This window comes from Xanthomonas protegens (assembly GCF_038442435.1).
GTDB lineage: Bacteria > Pseudomonadota > Gammaproteobacteria > Xanthomonadales > Xanthomonadaceae > Xanthomonas_A > Xanthomonas_A sontii.
The window spans coordinates 1-17,615 of record NZ_JAQJCQ010000006.1; the positions used below are offsets into that span (position 1 = coordinate 1).

Annotated in this window: 11 protein-coding genes; 1 reads left to right on the forward strand and 10 read right to left on the reverse strand. The window is 70.0% G+C overall.

All coding sequences use genetic code 11. The features are described 5' to 3' along the window. Positions 1 to 432: 432 nt before the first annotated feature. The 9 genes from PIQ37_RS08565 to PIQ37_RS08605 form a co-directional block, all read right to left on the reverse strand. On the reverse strand, positions 433 to 1,533 hold the full coding sequence (locus tag PIQ37_RS08565; protein ID WP_342073145.1) for an alginate lyase family protein: 1,101 nt from the start codon (positions 1,531 to 1,533) through the stop codon (positions 433 to 435). Between the two features lie 380 nt (positions 1,534 to 1,913). Next, a complete protein-coding gene (locus PIQ37_RS08570) occupies positions 1,914 to 3,269 on the reverse strand; it encodes a substrate-binding domain-containing protein (protein WP_342073146.1) in 1,356 nt (451 codons plus the stop codon). A 151-nt stretch (positions 3,270 to 3,420) separates the two neighbouring features. Continuing rightward, positions 3,421 to 4,296 (reverse strand): methylglyoxal synthase, encoded by an 876-nt coding sequence (locus tag PIQ37_RS08575; protein ID WP_342073147.1) that lies wholly within the window; start codon positions 4,294 to 4,296, stop codon positions 3,421 to 3,423. A gap of 106 nt (positions 4,297 to 4,402) precedes the next feature. After that, positions 4,403 to 5,458, reverse strand: a complete 1,056-nt coding sequence (locus tag PIQ37_RS08580; RefSeq protein ID WP_342073148.1) for a glycoside hydrolase family 5 protein — start codon at positions 5,456 to 5,458, stop codon at positions 4,403 to 4,405. Positions 5,459 to 5,837: 379 nt separating this feature from the next. Further along, positions 5,838 to 6,890 carry a glycoside hydrolase family 5 protein gene (locus PIQ37_RS08585; protein ID WP_342073149.1) on the reverse strand — a complete coding sequence of 351 codons (1,053 nt, stop codon included), beginning with the start codon at positions 6,888 to 6,890 and terminating at the stop codon, positions 5,838 to 5,840. A 270-nt stretch (positions 6,891 to 7,160) separates the two neighbouring features. Continuing rightward, positions 7,161 to 8,219, reverse strand: coding sequence for a glycoside hydrolase family 5 protein (locus PIQ37_RS08590; RefSeq protein WP_342073150.1), 1,059 nt, complete (start codon positions 8,217 to 8,219; stop codon positions 7,161 to 7,163). A gap of 418 nt (positions 8,220 to 8,637) precedes the next feature. Continuing rightward, positions 8,638 to 10,128, reverse strand: a complete 1,491-nt coding sequence (locus PIQ37_RS08595) for an FAD-dependent oxidoreductase (protein WP_342073151.1) — start codon at positions 10,126 to 10,128, stop codon at positions 8,638 to 8,640. Positions 10,129 to 10,336: 208 nt separating this feature from the next. Beyond that, positions 10,337 to 14,794, reverse strand: coding sequence for a glutamate synthase large subunit (gene gltB / locus PIQ37_RS08600; protein ID WP_342073152.1), 4,458 nt, complete (start codon positions 14,792 to 14,794; stop codon positions 10,337 to 10,339). A gap of 323 nt (positions 14,795 to 15,117) precedes the next feature. Further along, a complete protein-coding gene (locus PIQ37_RS08605; RefSeq protein WP_017909733.1) occupies positions 15,118 to 15,513 on the reverse strand; it encodes an I78 family peptidase inhibitor in 396 nt (131 codons plus the stop codon). A gap of 393 nt (positions 15,514 to 15,906) precedes the next feature. Here PIQ37_RS08605 and PIQ37_RS08610 point away from each other — a divergent pair, with 393 nt between their 5' ends. Continuing rightward, positions 15,907 to 17,136: a DNA topoisomerase IB gene (locus PIQ37_RS08610; RefSeq protein WP_342073153.1), complete on the forward strand. Its 1,230-nt coding sequence runs from the start codon at positions 15,907 to 15,909 to the stop codon at positions 17,134 to 17,136. 54 nt (positions 17,137 to 17,190) lie between these two features. Here PIQ37_RS08610 and PIQ37_RS08615 read toward each other — a convergent pair whose 3' ends face one another. Continuing rightward, positions 17,191 to 17,547 carry a hypothetical protein gene (locus tag PIQ37_RS08615; RefSeq protein WP_048491675.1) on the reverse strand — a complete coding sequence of 119 codons (357 nt, stop codon included), beginning with the start codon at positions 17,545 to 17,547 and terminating at the stop codon, positions 17,191 to 17,193. Positions 17,548 to 17,615 lie beyond the last annotated feature (68 nt).

Consider the following 17,615-nt stretch of genomic DNA (forward strand, 5'->3'; position numbering starts at 1 on the left):
GCCGATGGTAGTGTGGCTCAAGCCATGCGAGAGTAGGTCATCGCCAGGGGCTTTACCCCAAATCCCCGTCCCACAAGAACGGGGATTTTTTATTGCGCGTGCGAAAAAACAACGCGACGCGAGCAGGCGATCGGGGACGGGTGAAACCGCGCGACGACATGTCACGCAGGCGCTGCGCGCGCCGGGCCCTCACCCCAACCCCTCTCCCGGCGGGAGAGGGGCTCGGTTCTCCCTTCTCCCGTCGGGAACGGCCCCTTCTCCGGGAGAGGTGCCCCGAAGGGGCGGATGAGGCCAAGCCCGCGACCATCTCCCGCGCCGCTGTGCCGCGCGATGAGATGTGCGATGGCTCGCGTCGAGACCTGTCGCGTCGCGGACACTCCGTGATGCCGTGGCTGAGCACCGGCATTCCGATGCCGGCGGAGTCGACGGGAGCTAGCGCGGTAAATCGGGCAATGTGCTGATTGCCAGGCGCCAGGGTGGCGTCCCGTGGCCGAGTTGCTGTGCCAGTTGCGCGCAACTCGGATCGTAGGCCGCCGCAAGCACCAGCAGCGATTCCGCCCCCTCGGCTGCATACGGCGTGCCGATCACGTGACCGGCTTCGCCGTTGTCCGAGCGCGCCTTGTCGAACGGCACCTGGCTGCCCACGAACTCGGCATGGCTGCGCTCGCCGCGAAGATACGGCAGCAGCCAGTCGACGCTGCGCGCCAGCGATGCGCCGTTAGGCGCGCGCCAGTGGTACAGATCCTCACCGCGCTCGGAGAACAGCAGTGCCAGCGTCACCAGCGGACGCAGGTCATAGACGTGGTAGGACAGCGCATCGCGCTCGACGAAATCGATACTGCGTCCATCGGGCAACAGGTTGTCGGCGATCTGCTGGCGAAAGCCGGTGCGGGCGTAGTCCAGCAGCCGGGCGTCGTCGAGCGCGGCGCCGATCATGCCCACGGTCTTCAGGCGGTGACTATGCCAGTTGTTGGTGGCGGTCTTGCGTTTGAGATCGCGCGAGCCGATTTCGGCGTCGGCGATCTTTCGCATCCACGCATCGATGGCGCGGCGCTGCGCGTCCGGAAGCGCAGGGCGGACGATGCGATAAGCGAAGATCGCAGGTTCGAGTCCGGTTTCGTCGATCGGGTTGCCGTTGGGCACATTGCGTGCGGCCCATTGCGCAAGTTGATCGCCGACGGCCAGCGCGTCTGCGCGCTCGCCCTGCAGGGCGAAGCGCAGCGCCAACGCTTGGATGCGCGGCATGTCGCCCAAGCTGGCTTCGGTCGCTGTCTTCACCGGATCGCCATGCAGGCGGCCGCCGGTGCTCAGATTTTCGAGCGGATGCGCGCCCTGCATGCGTGCCGTCTCGGCCAGCCGGGCCTGCGCCGCCTCGACCTCGCGCCAGGCCGGGTCGGTGGCGGCCGCCGCGTGCAACTGTTGCCATTGTGCTGCGGTCGGCCACAGCCGCTGCACCGCGCCGGCGGACGCGCTGTGCGTGAGCGCGAGTCCGGCAAGCACCACGCCGAGAAGGGCGTGCGATGGACGAGGCATGGCGATCTCCGGAAGCGCTGGCGAGGGTGTCGGGCGACTGTAGGCGCGATGCGGTGAACGCCGGATGGCCCGAGTCCGGGAGCACGGTCGCCAGCATGCACTCGCCGGTGCGCGAATGGCGACTGGTTGTATCGGCGCCAGCGCGGCGTCACGCGCGCGCGGCTGCAAATGCCTGACAACGCGCTAACGACCCACCTTCCGCCGGTGAGGGCGCTTCGCGCTCCGTACCCTCACCTCAACCCCTCTCCCGGCGGGAGAGGGGCTTTGGTGTTCCCTTCTCCTCTCTGGGCCACGGCCTGCTCTTCGGGGGAAAGGTTCCGAAGGGGACGAGCGGCCGAGCGACGCCGTGTCCAACCGGCCGCAACCACACTCCGACTGTCCTATCGCGCCCGATCCAGCAACCACAGTTCGACGCGCTCGTTGCGCGCCTTGGCCGCGGCGTCTTCGCCGCCGATCAGCGGACGCAGTGCGCCGAGACCGCGGACGCGCTCCACCGCGACGCCGCGTTGCACCAGGTACGCGGCGACCACGTCGGCGCGGTCGTTGCTGGCGATGGTCGGGTACAGGCGGTTGGCGCTGTCCGGCGTGGCGAAGCCGATCACCGCCAGCGCACGACCGTGCATCGCCGGCTGTTGCATGAAGGCGACCAGCCGGTCCAGGTCCTGGGCGCTGCGCGCCTCGTACATACCATTGAGCGACTGCAGGCTGAAACGCAGCGTGGTGGTCAGGCGCCGGGCGCCGGTGCTGGCCTGCACGTAGCTAGCGTCCGCGCGGGCAGCGGTGGTGCCGCTCTGCGGCGTGGCCGGATCGACGTCGATCGCCATGGAAATCGGGCCAAGCCGGCGCACCAGCTGTTGCGCCTGCGGACCGAGTGCGTACAGGGCCAGGCTGCGACCGAGCGCCGACATCATCTGGCCGCCATACAGGCTGTAGCGCTGGACCAAGGGGTAGTCCTCGCCGCGTACGGCAGCCGCCGTCGGGAGCACCGCGATACCGCCGTCGGCGATGGCCAGCGCACGTGTGCCGGCCGGCACCGGCGTGGTCAACCCGACGATCGCCAAGGCGTCGGGATGGCCGACGATGGCGCGTGCCGCCTCGGCCAGGTCGGCATGCAGGACGTTCCCCGGCGTGCGCAGCGCCGGCAGCGCCAGGCGTTCGCGCAGGAAGTCGTCGAGACCGCCGGGGATGGCACTGCGGTGCAGCGCGATCGGCAGGTCCGCGCCGCCGAGTTGCGACCAGCGCGTGGTCCGGCCGCTCAGGATGTCGCGCAGCTGCACGACGCTCAGCGTGGCGATGGGGTTGTCGGCGGACACCAGGACCCGTGCGCCGTCCAGGGCCACGACGAACTGCTGGTCGGGCGAGGCCAGGTCGCCGAGCTGCCAGGCGGCCTCGCGTTCGCGCGCATCGGGCTGACGCGCCAGCATCGCCAGCTCGGCGTCGCCATGCACCAGGTCGGCGATGCCGGCGGCCGAGCCGGTGCCGGCGATCTCGACCACCAGCGGCGCATCGTCGCGCACCGCGGCGATCTCCAGCGTCGTCGCATCGACGCGACGACGTTGCAGTTGCCGGTAGCCCATGCTCTGCAGCCAGGATTCCACCAGCGCCGGCATCAGCCGTGCGCCGAGGCTGTTGGAGCCGTGCACGCGCAGGCGCTCGGCCGGTTGCGCCGCCGCGGTCGGCAGCGCGCATAGCGTCGCCGCGCCGAGCAGCAGCAGGCGCAGGGTGAAACGCAACATGGGATCCCCCCTGGGATCTGGACAGGCGCGGCAGTGTTGGCGATCGGCGTGACATCGCAGTGACTGTGCGCATGGTCACGCACCACGACGCGACGTCGCGGCGTGTCCTGTCGGCGGTCCGCGCGCGACGCGATCGCGCGCGTCGAAAACCTCAGGCCGATCCGAGCCGGCGTTCGGCGGCCTGCGCCCAGCGTGCGGCAATCGCCGGCGAGGTGATGCACACGGCGCTGTCGGTGACCGTGGTGACCGCGCGTTCCAGCAATTGGATGTCGGCTTCGTGCTGGCGCGCGACATGCGGATCCTCGAAGAAGATCGCGCGGTGGCAGCGCCGTTCCAGCACGCGATCGGCGATCTGCGCGTCGCCGCCCATCGGGCCGCTCTGGTAGCGGTGCACCCAGTCATGGCCCTGCGGCCAGCCGCGGCTCCAGGCCAGTTCGTTGAGTCGCTGCCCGGTGGTGCCGGTGGCCACGCGCTCGGCGAAACGCGACAGCAGATCGAAATGTTCGCTGGCGAAGGCCAGCATCTGCGGTTTCATCGCATCGTGCGCGATCAGCGCCAGGGTCTGCCGCTGCAGCGCATACAGGTCGTCGGCGCCGGCGTCGGCGGCCAGCCCGGCGTGGACGCGCTCCATCTCCACCCAATCGCGGGCGCTGGCCACGGTGGAAATGAACGGCTTGCCGTGGATCACGCACTGGCGCTTGAGTGCGATTGCCTCGGGGAAGATCGAGGACGGGTCGACCGGATCGATCAGGTAGATGGCGCCGTCGAGGGTCCGTTCGGCGCCTTCCAGTCCGACGACTTCCGCCACCAGCTTCATCAGCCCGCCCTCGCGGCCGAACGGGTAGCGCTTGAGGCCGGCATGGCCGGCCAGCAGACCGGCCCGGATGATCGCCTCGTGGGTGCGGCCGACCGCGTGCAGGCCGAGCTGCAGTTCGCGGATGCCGGCCTCGCTGGCGCGCAGCCAGCGGAACAGCGCGGCATCCTTGCCCTGGTGGTGCAGTCGGTTGGCGGCCAGGCCCAGGCGCATGCGTCGATCCTGCGGAAGAGGTGCGACAGTCTGCGCCCGATCGCGGTGTCGACTCAATCGCTGTGCGATCGCCGCGCCGCTGCTGCGGGTGCCGGCCCTGCCGCTGTCACTGCGTGACCTGCTGCGCGCGCACCGCCAGCACGTCCATCTGCGGCTTGTCGGCGCCGCTCTTGTCCGGCTGCAGGTTGAACGCGTAGTCGCTGCGCCACCACGCGCCGCCGGCCCAGGCCGTCCAGCCCAGCCAGACGTCGCCGTTGTCGTGGACGTAGCCGAGCATGGTGTCGAGCGCGGCCAGGCAGGTGGGATCGCTGCTGCCGCCGAACTCGCCGAGGAAGCCGCGATAGCCATTGGCGCGCAGCCATTGGGTGAACCCTTGCAGGCGTTCTGCACCGATGCTGGTGCTGACGCAGGCGGCGCTGGTGCCGGAGGAGTCGGGATCCAGGTACTGATGTACTTCGAACGCCAGGTTGCCGGCGGGGTCGTGGACCGTCAGCAAGCCCTGCGCGTTGGACACGCCGTACCAGGTACTGTTCCAGCTGTGCGCGCCGCTGAAGGCGGTGCCGGGCACCAGGATCAGGTTGTCGGCGCCGGTGCCACGGATCGCATCGATCGACGCCTGCGCGATGGCCGCCCAATCGCCGGAGGCGAGGCCATTGGGCTCGTTCATCAGCCCGAATGCCACGCTGGCGTCGTTGCCGAACACCAGCGCCAGGCGCCGCCACAGATCGGCCAGCGCCGCCGCCGGTACCGCGTCGCCGCCGATGCGCACGCCGCCGTACTTGGCGTAGTTGTGCACGTCCAGGATCAGTTGCAGGTTGTAGCGCCTGGCGCGTTCGACCGCGGTGCGCAGCGCGTCGAGTTGCGCGGGGTCGAGCGGGCCGTTGGCTTGCGGCTGCAGCCGCTCCCACAGGAACGGCAGGCGCACGATGTTCATGCCCTGCGTCGCGGTGTACGCATAGTCGGCGTCGGTGGGATACACATAGTCCTTGAACAGCACGCCGGGCTTCTTCGCCGAGTTGAACTCGGCACCGGCCAGGTTGATGCCGGCATAGCGCAGCGTCTGCTGGGCGTTTGCGAACGGCGCGCAGGCGGCCAGGAGCAGGCACAGCGCGGCGCGCTGCCACCATTGCGGGGAGCGGAAAAAACGGGAACTGCGTGGCATGACGGATCCTTCGTGGGGAAAGAGCGGCAGGCGCCGCCGCGATGCGGCGTGCGCGGCCGTGCACCACGCTGCAACCGCCATGCCAGAGCGATTGTGGTCATCGGAAATATGCGACGCATTGCACGTCGCACGCCATGCGGGCACCTCGAATCACCTGCTTACGTACAACCCGGCGGATGCACGTTGCTCTGTAGGAGTGGCTCAAGCCGCGACGGTACGTGCCCAGGCAAGGCCCGCTGTCGCTGAGCCCGCGAAACGGCACGCGCGCCGCTCGCAGGACACGTCCCGACGTGACGAGAGGAGCCTATTTGTCGGCGCACGCCTCAGCATTGTTCCGCATGGCGCCGCGCACGTGCATTGCCTTTCGGCTGCGCCGCGCTCAGCGTGTGATGCGCTGCGCCCAGGGCGCGAGGATCGCCATCTGCGGACGGTCGTGGCCGTCGGCGTCGGGCTGCACGTTGAACGGATAGTCGGCGCGCCACCAGGCGCCGCCGGCCCAGTAGCTCCAGCCCAGCCACAGCGTCGGGTGCTGCGCGATGTCGGCCAGCATGCCGTCCAGCGCGCGCGGGCAGGTGGGATTGTCGGCGGCAGCGAATTCGCCGAGAAAGCCGAGATGGCCGGTCTGCTGCAGCCAGTCGGTGAAGGCGCGCAGGCGTTGGACGCCGATGTCGTCGCTCACGCAGACCGGGCTGGTGCCGCTGGAATCGGCGTCCAGGTACTGGTGCACTTCGATCGCCACGCGCTGCAGCGGGTCGTGCAGCGTGGCCAGCGCGCTGGCGTTCGATGTGCCGTCCACCGGCGTGTACCAGCTATGCGCGCCGGTCCACAGCGCGCCCGGCACCAGGATCAGGTTGCTGGCGCCGGTGGCGCGAATCGCATCGACCGCGGCCTGCGCGGCGGTGGCCCACGCGGCCGGGGTGATGCCGTGCGGCTCGTTCATCAGCCCGAACACGACCGCATTGTCGCTGCCGTAGGCGCGCGCCAGACGCTGCCACAGGTCGACGAAAGCGGCGACCGGCAGATCAGTGCTGCCGATGAGGCGGCCGCCGTAGCGCGCGTAGTTGTGGATGTCCACGATCACGTACATGCCCTGCGCCTTGGCCTGCTGCACGGCGTCGTCGATCAGCGCCAGTTGCGCGGCATCGAGCGGACCGCGCGGCTGCGGCTGCAGGCGTTCCCAGCGCACCGGCAGGCGCAGCAGGTTCATGCCCTTGCCGGCGAAATAGGTGTAGTCGCTGCTGCGCGGATAGGTGTAGTCGGCACCGACCACGCCGGGGATCTTCGACGGCGCGATCTCGGCGCCGGACAGGTTGACGCCGGCGAAACGCAGCGCCTCCTGCGCCTGCAGCGACGGCAGCGGAACGGATAGGCACAGCAGCAGCGCGGCACGCCAGGCGTGCCGCGACCGCCGCCGCAAGGTGCGCGCGATCATGGCGGGTCTCCTTCGGCATCAGAGGGGGAACCCGGCCGATGCGCTGGCAGGCCGGGCTGATGACAACGGTGTGCGGACACCGTAGTGCATTGCCGAGGGAGAGGCGATGCGTCGCAGGTACGCATGCGTGGATCTGTGCCGCGATTGGCAGCGCGAACCGGTACTGGATCGCGCTGCATGCGCTGTGCCAGGCGTGCGTGTCGCGGACGCTGCACGCGTCGTGCGGTGATGGACGAGGCGTTGCCGGCGCGCGGCGCCGACAACGGCGGCTCACTTCTTGCCGGTGATCTGACGGGCGTACTTGGACAGGATCGGCATCTGCGGCTTCTCGCTGCCGTCCTTGCCGGGCTGCAAGTTGAACGGATAGTCGGGCTTCCACCATGCGCCGGCCGCCCACCAGGTCCAGCCCAGGATCACGTCGTCGTTCTTCTGCATGTAGCTGAGCATGTTCTCCAGCGCCTCATTGCAGGTGGGCGTATTCGCAGTGGCGAACTCGCCGATGAAGCCGACCTTCTTGTTCTCGCGCAACCAGCTGACGAATCCGGCCAGCTTCTCGGCGCCGGCGGTGGCGCTGACGCACTCGCCCTTGGTTCCGCTGTTGTCGCGGTCCAGGTACTGGTGCGCTTCGAACGCCATGCGGTTGCGCGGATCCTTCAGCGGCTGCAGCGCCACCGCGTTGGGCGTGCCGTAGGCGGTGCTGCGCCAGCTGTGCGCGCCGGTGTAGGCGGTGCCCGGCACCAGGATCAGGTTGTTGGCGCCGGCCTTGCGGATGGCGTCGATCGCCGCCTGCGCTGCGCTGGCCCAGTCGGTCGAGGACACCGCGTTGGGCTCGTTCATCAGCCCGAAGATGACGTTGTCGTCGCCCTTGAACTCCTTGGCCAGGCGCCGCCACAGGTCGGCGAACACGTCGTCGTCGGCGCCCGCGCTGCCGACCAGCGCGCCGTTGTACTTGGCGTAGTTGTGCGGATCCAGGATCAGGTACATGCGGTTGGCCTTGGCCTGCTCCACCGCCTTCTTCAACAGCGCCAATTGCGCCGGGTCGAACTCGCCCTTGGCGGTGGGCTGCAGGCGTTCCCACAGGAACGGCAGGCGGATGGTGTTCATGCCCTTGCTGGCGAAGTAGCTGTAGTCGCTGGCGGTCGGGTAGGTGTAGTCCTTGTAGAGCACGCCGGGCTTCTTGCCGGAGTTGAACTCGGCGCCGGACAGGTTGACGCCGGCATACTTGAGCACGCTGCGGCCTTCGGCGGCAGCGTTGCAGGCGACAGTGGCGAGCAGCAGCGCCAGCGGCAGGGAACGCCAGCGCGGGGAACACGACGAGGAAAGCGACATGGGGGAGCTTCCTGGAGTGAAGGGGGAGCGCCGCCCGCTCGGGGGAGTGCGGGACGGCAGGCCCAAGCGTGCAAGGATCGCCCCCATGATCGCCAGCCTGGACGCACCCGTGTTAGCCGGGCATTCACCTGGAACAGACAGGCCGTGCGCGGACGCCAGGCGGCATCACAGCGCGCGCGTGGTGTAACTGGCAGTGGCGGCGTGACCGCGGTCGCGATGCCCGCCTGCTCAGGCGTGCAGCGATCGCAGAGCGGGGGTGTTCGTCACGACCAGCGACCCTGCGCGCAGCCTGTTCCCGGCGCGTGCTGGCGGTGCGGGATCGAGGATGTCGCCTTCGGCCGCTTCCGCCGATCCTGCAAGGTTTGCCGGCGCCGCCGTCCCCGAGCGCCCGACTCCTATCGAAGCCCGGGCAGGGGGCTCAGGCGGCTGCCTGGGTGGTCACCGGCAGGCGGTTGCCGATCCATTCGGCGATGCTGGCCGCGGCATCGCGGCCTTCGGCCACGGCGGTCACCACCAGGTCGGCGCCGCGCACGGCGTCGCCGCCGGCGAACAGCTTGGGGTTGGTGGTCTGGTACGGCAGGCGGCCGCTGCCGTCGGACTCACCGCCGCCGGCGAGGATGCGGCCGTTGGCGGTGCCTTCCACGCCCTGCGCCGCCAGCCACTCCGGCACGCTCGGCGAGAAGCCGAAGGCGATGATGACCACGTCCGCGTCCAGCAGCGATTCGCTGCCTTCCACCGGCACCGCGGCCTGGCGCCCGCGCGCATCCGGCTCGCCCAGACGGGTCTGCACCACGCGCACGCCGACCAGGTTGCCGGCGGCATCGGCTTCCACCGCCAGCGGCTGGCGGTTGAACAGGAAGCGCACGCCTTCCTCGCGCGCATTCGCCACCTCGCGCGCCGAGCCGGGCATGTTGGCCTCGTCGCGGCGGTAGGCGCAGGTGACCTTGGCCGCACCGAGGCGGATCGCGCTGCGCACGCAGTCCATGCCGGTGTCGCCGCCGCCCAGCACGACCACGCGCTTGCCGCTCAGGTCGGGCAGCGCGATCTTGTCTTCCCAGCCGGCGATCGGCCGGCCCCAGGGATCGTTGCCGCCGACGATGCGGCTGTTCTGCACCAGGAACGGCAGCGCCGGCAGCACGCCGGGCAGGTCCTGGCCGGGCAGGCCGCCGTCGGTGTAGCGGTAGGCGCCGGTGCCCAGGAACACCGCGTCGTATTCGCCAAGCAATTGCTCCATGCTCACGTCGCGGCCGATCTCCACGCCCAGGCGGAACTGCACGCCCATGCCTTCGAGCACTTCGCGGCGCTTGCCGATCACGCTCTTGTCCAGCTTGAAGCTGGGGATGCCGAACTGCAGCAGCCCACCGATCTGCTCGTAGCGGTCGTATACCACCGCCTGGATGCCGGCGCGGGCCAGGCGGTCGGCGCAGCTCAGCCCGGCCGGACCGGCACCGACCACCGCCACGCGCTTGCCGGTGGGCTCGACCTGGCTCAGGTCCGGGCGCCAGCCGTTGTTGAGCGCGGTATCGACGATGTACTTCTCCACCGCGCCGATGGTGACCGCGCCGAATTCCTCCAGCGTGCAGCTGCCTTCGCACAGGCGGTCCTGCGGGCACACCCGGCCGCACACTTCCGGCAGCGGGTTGGTGCTGTGGCACAGCGCCGCGGCTTCTTCGATGCGGTTTTCCTGCACCAGCTGCAGCCACTGCGGGATGGCGTTGTGCACCGGGCACTTCCAGCTGCAGTACGGGTTGCCGCAATCCAGGCAGCGCCCGGCCTGGTACTGCGCATCGGCCTTGTCGAACTTGCCGTACAGCTCGTTCCAGTCGCCGGAGGTGCGCAGTTCCACCGGAATGCGTTGCGGCATCTGCCGGGGCAGGTCGAGGAACTGGAAGGCGTGCTTGCGGCTCATAAAAGAATCCGTGGCGTAATCCCTTCTCCCACCGGGAGAAGGTGCCCCGAAGGGGCGGATGAGGGTACGGGGTGCGCGTTGCGTGGGGATTCGGGATTGGGGATTGGGGATTCGAAAAAGCGGGGGACTGGTGTCGGATCCGATGCGGGGTTGCTTTTGCCAATCCCGAATCCCGACTCCCCAATCCCGTCGCTGCGACGTGCCGCCACTAGGCGGCTCGGCGCAGCGACTCGGTCAACGACTCGATGCTCGCCGCCTTCGGTTTGACCAGCCAGAACTTGCCCACGTAGTCGCGGAATTCGTCGAGGATCTGCTGCGCCCAGATGCTGCCGGTCAGTTCGCGGTGGCGGCTGATCAGCTTGTGCAGGTGCTGGCGGTGGCTCTCGAAGCCTTCGGCGGAGATGCGGTGGATGTCGATCAGTTCGTGGTTGTAGCGGTCGACGAAATCGCGGTCCACGTCGAGCACGTAGGCCAGGCCGCCGGTGAAGCCGGCGCCGAAGTTCAGGCCGACCTTGCCCAGCACCAGCACGATGCCGTCGGTCATGTACTCGCAGCAGTGGTCGCCGGCGCCCTCGATCACCGCCAGCGCGCCGGAGTTGCGCACGGCGAAGCGTTCGCCGGCGCGGCCGGCGGCGTACAGCTCGCCGCCGGTGGCGCCGTACAGGCAGGTGTTGCCGATGATCGCGGTGCTGCGCGCCTCGAAGCGCGCGCCACGCGGCGGACGCACCACCAGGCGGCCGCCGGCCATGCCCTTGCCGACGTAGTCGTTGGCCTCGCCTTCCAGTTCCAGGTGCAGGCCGCCGGCGTTGAACGCGCCGAAGCTCTGCCCGGCCGAGCCGCGGAAGCGCAGGGTCAGCGGCGCATCATCCATGCCGTGGTTGCCGTGGACGCGGGCGATGGCGCCGGACAGGCGCGCGCCGATCGAACGGTCGGTGTTGTGGATCAGGAAGCGATGGTCGCCGCCGCGCTTGTGCGCGATGGCGTCGGCGAGCAGGCCGTCCATCTGCGTGGCCAGGCTGTCCGGCGATTCGTACAGGCGCTGCGCGGCGCAGTGGCCGCCGTCGTGACGCACGTCCTTGAGCAGCCGCGACAGGTCCACGCGCACGCCTTCGCGCGGCGAGATGTCCAGCTGCTGCAGCAGTTCGGTGCGGCCGACGATCTCGTCCAGCGAGCGCACGCCCAGGTACGACAGCCATTGCCGCACTTCCTCGGCCAGCAGGCGGAAGAAGTTCTCCACGCGCTCGGGCAGGCCGACGAAGTGGTTGGCGCGCAGGCGCTCGTCCTGGGTGGCCACGCCGGTGGCGCAGTTGTTGAGGTGGCAGATGCGCAGGTACTTGCAGCCGAGCACGATCATCGGCCCGGTGCCGAAGCCGAAGCTGTCCGCGCCCAGGATCGCCGCCTTGACCACGTCCAGGCCGGTCTTCAGGCCGCCGTCGGTCTGCAGGATGGTTCGCGTGCGCAGGTCGTTGGCGACCAGCGCCTGGTGCGACTCGGCCACGCCCAGTTCCCACGGCACGCCGGCGTAGCGGATCGAGCTGACCGGGCTGGCGCCGGTGCCGCCGTCGTGGCCGGACACGGTGATCAGGTCGGCGCCGGCCTTGACCACGCCGGCGGCGATGGTGCCCACGCCGGCATGGCTGACCAGCTTCACCGACACCAGCGCGCTGGGATTGACCTGCTTGAGGTCGTAGATCAGCTGCGCGAGGTCTTCGATCGAGTAGATGTCGTGGTGCGGCGGCGGCGAGATCAGGCCGATGCCCGGCTTGGCGTAGCGCAGCCGCGCGATCAGTTCGTTGACCTTGTGCCCGGGCAACTGGCCGCCTTCGCCGGGCTTGGCGCCCTGCGCGACCTTGATCTGCAGCACCTCGGCGTTGACCAGGTATTCGGGGGTCACGCCGAAGCGGCCGGAGGCCACCTGCTTGATCTTGGAACGCTTCTCGGTGCCGTAGCGCGCCGGGTCTTCGCCGCCTTCGCCGGAATTGCTGCGCCCGCCGAGGCGGTTCATCGCGATCGCCAGCGCCTCGTGCGCCTCCGGCGACAGGGCGCCGAGGCTGATCGCGGCGGTGTCGAAGCGGCGCAGCAGGTCTTCGGCCGGCGCCACCTCGTCCAGCGGCGTCGGCGTCTCGGCGCGCTTGAGCTGCAGCAGGTCGCGCAGGGCCGAGGCCGGGCGCCCGTGCACCGCGGCGGCGTAGGCGTCCCAGTCGGCCTGCAGGCCGCTGCGGGTGGCGCGCTGCAGGGTCAGCACCACGTCCGGGTTGTACATGTGGTACTCGCCGCCGTGCACGTACTTGAGCAGGCCGCCCACTTCCGGCTTGAGCAGGTCGTTCCAGGCGCGCGCGGCCAGCTGCCGCGCCTCGGTGTCCAGCCGCGCCAGGCCGACGCCGCCGATGCGCGCGGCGGTGTCCGGGAAGCACAATGCCACCACGTCCGGATCCAGCCCGACGATCTCGAACAGCTGCGCGCCGCGATAGCTGGCGATGGTGCAGATGCCCATCTTGGAGATGATCTTGGACAGGCCCTTGTAGATGCCCTTGCGGTACTTGCGGCCGATCTGGGTCTGCTCGCCGCCGCTCTTGAGCAGCAGGATGCCGCGCCGGCCCAGGTCGAACAGGGTCTGGTACGCCAGGTACGGATACACCGCGGTGGCGCCGAAGCCGAGCAGGCAGGCCATGTGGTGCGGGTCGCGCGCGGTGCCGGTCTCGATGATCAGGTTGACGTCGCAGCGCAGGCCCACCCGCGAGAGGTGGTGGTGCACCGCGCCGGTGGCCAGCAGTGCATGCGCCATCGGCCGCTCCGGCACCGGGTAGCGATCGGTCAGCAGCAGCATGACCTTGCCGTCGCGCGCGGCCTGTTCGGCCTCGGCGCAGATGCGCTTGAGCCCGGCTTCCAGGCCTTCCTCGACGCTGTAGGACAGGTCGATCTGCGCGTTGCGGGTCAGGTACTGCGGCATCTTCAGCAACTGCCGCAGCTTGCGCTGGCTGAGCACCGGCGAGTTGAGGATGACGTGGTTCACCGTCTCCGGGCCGGCATGGAAGATGTTGGTCTCCTTGCCGAGCTGGGTGGTCAGCGACATCACGCAGTCTTCCCGCAGCGGGTCGATCGGCGGGTTGGTGACCTGCGCGAAGGCCTGGCGGAAGTAGTCGTACAGCGGCCGGGTGTGGCGGCTGAGCACGGCCATCGGGGTGTCGTCGCCCATCGAGCCGGTGGCTTCCTGCTCGGTCTCGGCCAGCGGCCGCAGCACCTGCTCCACTTCCTCGGTGCTGAGCTGGAACAGCTTGTGGTAGCTGCGCAGGGTGCGCTCGTCGAACGGCTCCTCGACCAGCGAGGGGTCGATCAGTTCGGTCTGCAGGTAGGTCACGCCCTGCTGCAGCCATTGCTTGTACGGGGCACGGCCGCGGTTGATGCGGTCGATGGCATCCGAATCGAGCAGGTCGCCGCGCTTGAGGTCGATGGCCATCATCTCGCCGGGGCCGAGCTTGCCCTTGCGGGTGACGCGCTCGGCCGGCAATTCCCACACGCCGGCCTCGGAGGCCACCAGGAAATGCCGGTCGGAGGTCAGCATCCAGCGCGCCGGGCGCAGGCCGTTGCGGTCGAGCATGCACGCGGCGTAGCGGCCGTCGCAGGCGACGATGCCGGCCGGGCCGTCCCACGGCTCGGTGTTGAGCCCGTAGAACTCGTAGAACGCGGCCAGGTCGGCGTCCTTGAACTCCAGCGACTGCGTGGCCGGCGGCACCAGGATGCGCAGCGCCTGCAGCAGGTCCATGCCGCCGGCGACCAGCAGCTCGAGCATGTTGTCCAGGCTCTGCGAATCGGAGCCATGCATCGAGATCACCGGGTCCAGCTCGGCGATGTCGAAACGCGGGGTCTTCCACACCTTGCTGCGCGCCTGGGCCCAGTGCCGGTTGCCCTCGATGGTGTTGATCTCGCCGTTGTGCGCGAGCAGGCGGAACGGATGCGCCAGCGGCCAGCGCGGCAGCGTGTTGGTGGAGAAGCGCTGGTGGAACACGATGGCGCTGGAGGCCAGGTCGTTGCGCTGCAGGTCCGGGTAGAAGGTGCTGAGCTTGTCCGGCAGCACCATGCCCTTGTAGCTGATGCCGTTGGGCGAGAGCGTGGTGACGTAGAAATCGGCGACCTCGCGCAGGCGCTGCTCGGCGCGGCGGCGCGCCAGGAACAGGGCCAGGGCGAACGCGTCTTCACTCTGCTCGGCGCCGGCGTCGACGAACACCTGCTCGATGCGCGGCAGGGTGTCCTTGGCCAGTTGCCCGCACACCGCATCGTCGGTGGGGGTGAGGCGCCAGCCGCACGGTTGCACGTCGACGCGGCGCAGTTCTTCTTCCAGCACCTGGCGGCAGCGTGCGGCGGCGTCGGCATCGTCGCGCGGCAGGAACACGTTGCCGGCAGCGAAGCGCGCGCCGACCGCGATGCCGGCCTCGCGCGCCAGCGCGCGCAGGAACGGCTCGGGTTTGCGGATCAGCAGGCCGCAGCCGTCGCCGGTGAGGCCGTCGGCGGCGACGCCGCCGCGATGGGTCATGCGCGACAGGGCGGCGATGGCGGTATCCACCAGCGCCCGCGAAGGTTGGTCGTCGAGTTGCGCGACCATGCCGAAACCACAGGCATCGCGCTCGTCTTGGGGGTCGTAGAGCCCGTGGCGGTTGCGGGGGGCCATGTCTGCCTCTGAAAGCGATCCGAAGGAACGCGGCGACACTCGCCCCCGCTCTGTCCTGGAGCGCTTCTTGAGGTCACCGGAATCCCGACTAAAACATAGTTGGTGCGGTGCCGCAATACACCGTTACACCTGCAACTTCAGCGCCGGCGGCGGCGCTGTCGCCGCCGCCGCGCCGGGGCTCCTGACGGCGCCCCAGCGCCTGCGCTTGTGCGTTCCGGGACTGCGTCATTCCCCGGTCATGGACAGACGTCCACTCCCTCGCGCTTCCCTGCCCCGGGCATGCGCCAGGGCGGCGCGACCCGCCCGGGAATGGGGGACAGGCCCTAGCCGCAGCGCACGCCGGTGATCTGGTTCTTCTCGTCGACCTCGATGTTGAGCCGTTCGCCGTTGAACTCCATGGTCACCGCCTGGTTCGGCTTGAGCACGCGCGCGGTCTTGGCGCCGGCATCGCTGCGCGCCTGGTCCAGCAGCGTCGGCGCGAAGGTCTGGCCGACCAGGCCCTGCGCCTGCGAGGCATCGCAGGTGCCCACCGGCGGGGCGTCCGGCGCGTTGGCCGGGTCCGGCGCGGCGGCCTGCTGCGCGGCGGCCTGCGCCTTGGCGCTCACCTGTTCCTGCTCGTCCGGCGGCGGCGCGCCGCAGGCGGCCAGGGCCAGCGCCAGGCAGGCCGTGCCGAGCAGGCCGGCACGCGTGGACGCACGGGAGGAAAGGAGGTTGCTCATCGGGGCTCCTATGGCTGGAGGGAAGATGGGGTGAAGCATAGAACGTGTGATGCGCTTTGCGTTGCCGTCGTCTCGCCGGGCGACGGCAGGCGCCGGCGCAGCGCAGGTTCCGGTGGCGACAGGATCGGATACCGCGCGTTCGCCAGGCGTTAACCGGCACGCCGACACGCCTCGTGGGAATGGCTTGAGCCGCGACGCGTGACGTCCAAGGCGAGCTGACTACTTCAGGCGTCGGGACTGACGTCCCTCCCACACGGACTGCAGTACTTCCGCAGTGGTGGACCGACATGCGGCAGGCGGCAATCGCTCACGCGGCCTAGCCGCGGCACTGCCGACAATCGATGCTCGTGGAGCCGGCGGCGCGGGCCGCGGTTCCGGCTTTTCGGAGGTCCGATGTCCAACGCGTCCCGTTCCACCGCCGCGGCCGAGGCGGCGCGTGCCCGCCAGTCCCGCCAGGCCGCCAGCAGCGCCGGCCTGGTCTATGTCAGCGACCAGGAGCCGGGCATCGTCCGCCGCCGCGCCGGCAAGGGCTTCGGTTACCGCCTGCCCGACGGCAGCGCGGTGCGCGACGCCGCCACCCTGCAGCGCATCCGCCAGCTGGCGATCCCGCCGGCCTACACCGAGGTGTGGATCTGCACGCGCGACAACGGCCACCTGCAGGCCACCGGCCGCGACGCGCGCCGGCGCAAGCAGTATCGCTACCACGCCGACTGGGCGCAGGTGCGCGGCGATGGCAAGTTCGAGCGCATCGTCGCCTTCGGCCAGGCCCTGCCGCGGCTGCGCCGGCGCCTGCGCCGCGACATGGCCCTGCCCGGCTACCCGCGCGACAAGGTGCTGGCGATGGTGGTGGCGCTGATGGCCGAGACCCTGGTGCGCGTGGGCAACGCCGAATACGCGCGCAGCAACCGCTCCTACGGCCTGACCACGCTGCGCAATCGCCACCTGGCCTTCGTGAAGGGCGGCCGCGCGCGGCTGCAGTTCCGCGGCAAGGGCGGCCAGGAGCACGACATCGAGGTCGACGACGTGCACCTGGTCAAGCTGATCCGTGGCTGCCAGCAATTGCCCGGGCAGGCGCTGTTCCAGTACCGCGACGACGACGGCCAGCTGCAGCCGGTGGATTCGGGCGAGGTCAACGACTATTTGCGCGAAGCGATGGGCGAGAGCTTCACCGCCAAGGACTTCCGCACCTGGGGCGGTACCCGCGCCGCGCTGCAGCGGCTGGCCGCGCTGCCGCTGCCGGACACGGGCGGCGAACGCGCGTTGGCGCAGGCGCAGAACGCGGTGATCCGCGAGGTGGCCGAGGCGCTGGGCAATACCCCGGCGGTGTGCCGCAAGGCCTACATCGACCCGTGCGTGTTCGACGGCTGGCGCTGCGGGCGCCTGCATGGGCTATGCGAAGGTGTGCGCGGCGAACGGCAGTGGGACCTGATCACGCTGAAGTACCTGAGCCGGGCGCGCGCTGCGGCACGCAAGGCGGCCAAGGCCGCCGGTCGCGGCGCGGCCAAGGCACCGCCCTTACGCAAAGCCGCGCGGACCACGCGCAAGGGTGCGGCGGCAAGCACGCAGGGCAGTGGTAACCGCAGCAAGCGCAAGACCACGCCCGCGGCGCGCAAGCGCGCCTGAGCGCCGCGCCGCCGCGCCGCCGCGGATGCGGCGGGCACGGCCTCGCGGTGCGGATCAGCCGCAATACACGGTGGTGATGTTGTTGGTCGGGCCGATCTCGACGGTCAGGCGGTCGCCGCCGGTCTCGCGCGCGCCGCGGTTGGCGCTGTCCACGCCGCTGGAGGTGGCGCCGTTGTCGCTGACGCTGCTCCTCACCACCTGCACCTTGAGGCTGTCGCTGTCGACGCGGGCGCGTTCGACGGTCATGCGCGAGGCGGCCAGGCCGACCGCGCCGCGCACCTTGTCGATATGGCATTGGCCGGAGATGACCCCGTCGATCGGCTGCACCTGCGCCACCTGGGTGGTGCTGCAGGCGCCGAGCAACAGCACGGCGGCGAACGGGGCGAGGCGGGCGAGCGGGTGGCGGATCATGGGGCGTCTCCTTCGATCGATGGCGCGAGCCTGTCGCGGCGCATGTTTGCGCCGCATGAAGAGATCGC

Excerpts from the sequence above, each read along its gene's own strand:
- PIQ37_RS08565 (WP_342073145.1), bottom strand. The coding sequence starts at position 1,533 with ATGCCTCGTCCATCGCACGCCCTTCTCGGCGTGGTGCTTGCCGGACTC.
- PIQ37_RS08605 (WP_017909733.1), bottom strand. The coding sequence starts at position 15,513 with ATGAGCAACCTCCTTTCCTCCCGTGCGTCCACGCGTGCCGGCCTGCTC.
- PIQ37_RS08575 (WP_342073147.1), bottom strand. The coding sequence starts at position 4,296 with ATGCGCCTGGGCCTGGCCGCCAACCGACTGCACCACCAGGGCAAGGAT.
- PIQ37_RS08585 (WP_342073149.1), bottom strand. The coding sequence starts at position 6,890 with ATGATCGCGCGCACCTTGCGGCGGCGGTCGCGGCACGCCTGGCGTGCC.
- PIQ37_RS08590 (WP_342073150.1), bottom strand. The coding sequence starts at position 8,219 with ATGTCGCTTTCCTCGTCGTGTTCCCCGCGCTGGCGTTCCCTGCCGCTG.
- gltB (WP_342073152.1), bottom strand. The coding sequence starts at position 14,794 with ATGGCCCCCCGCAACCGCCACGGGCTCTACGACCCCCAAGACGAGCGC.
- PIQ37_RS08615 (WP_048491675.1), bottom strand. The coding sequence starts at position 17,547 with ATGATCCGCCACCCGCTCGCCCGCCTCGCCCCGTTCGCCGCCGTGCTG.
- PIQ37_RS08610 (WP_342073153.1), top strand. The coding sequence starts at position 15,907 with ATGTCCAACGCGTCCCGTTCCACCGCCGCGGCCGAGGCGGCGCGTGCC.
- PIQ37_RS08570 (WP_342073146.1), bottom strand. The coding sequence starts at position 3,269 with ATGTTGCGTTTCACCCTGCGCCTGCTGCTGCTCGGCGCGGCGACGCTA.
- PIQ37_RS08595 (WP_342073151.1), bottom strand. The coding sequence starts at position 10,128 with ATGAGCCGCAAGCACGCCTTCCAGTTCCTCGACCTGCCCCGGCAGATG.
- PIQ37_RS08580 (WP_342073148.1), bottom strand. The coding sequence starts at position 5,458 with ATGCCACGCAGTTCCCGTTTTTTCCGCTCCCCGCAATGGTGGCAGCGC.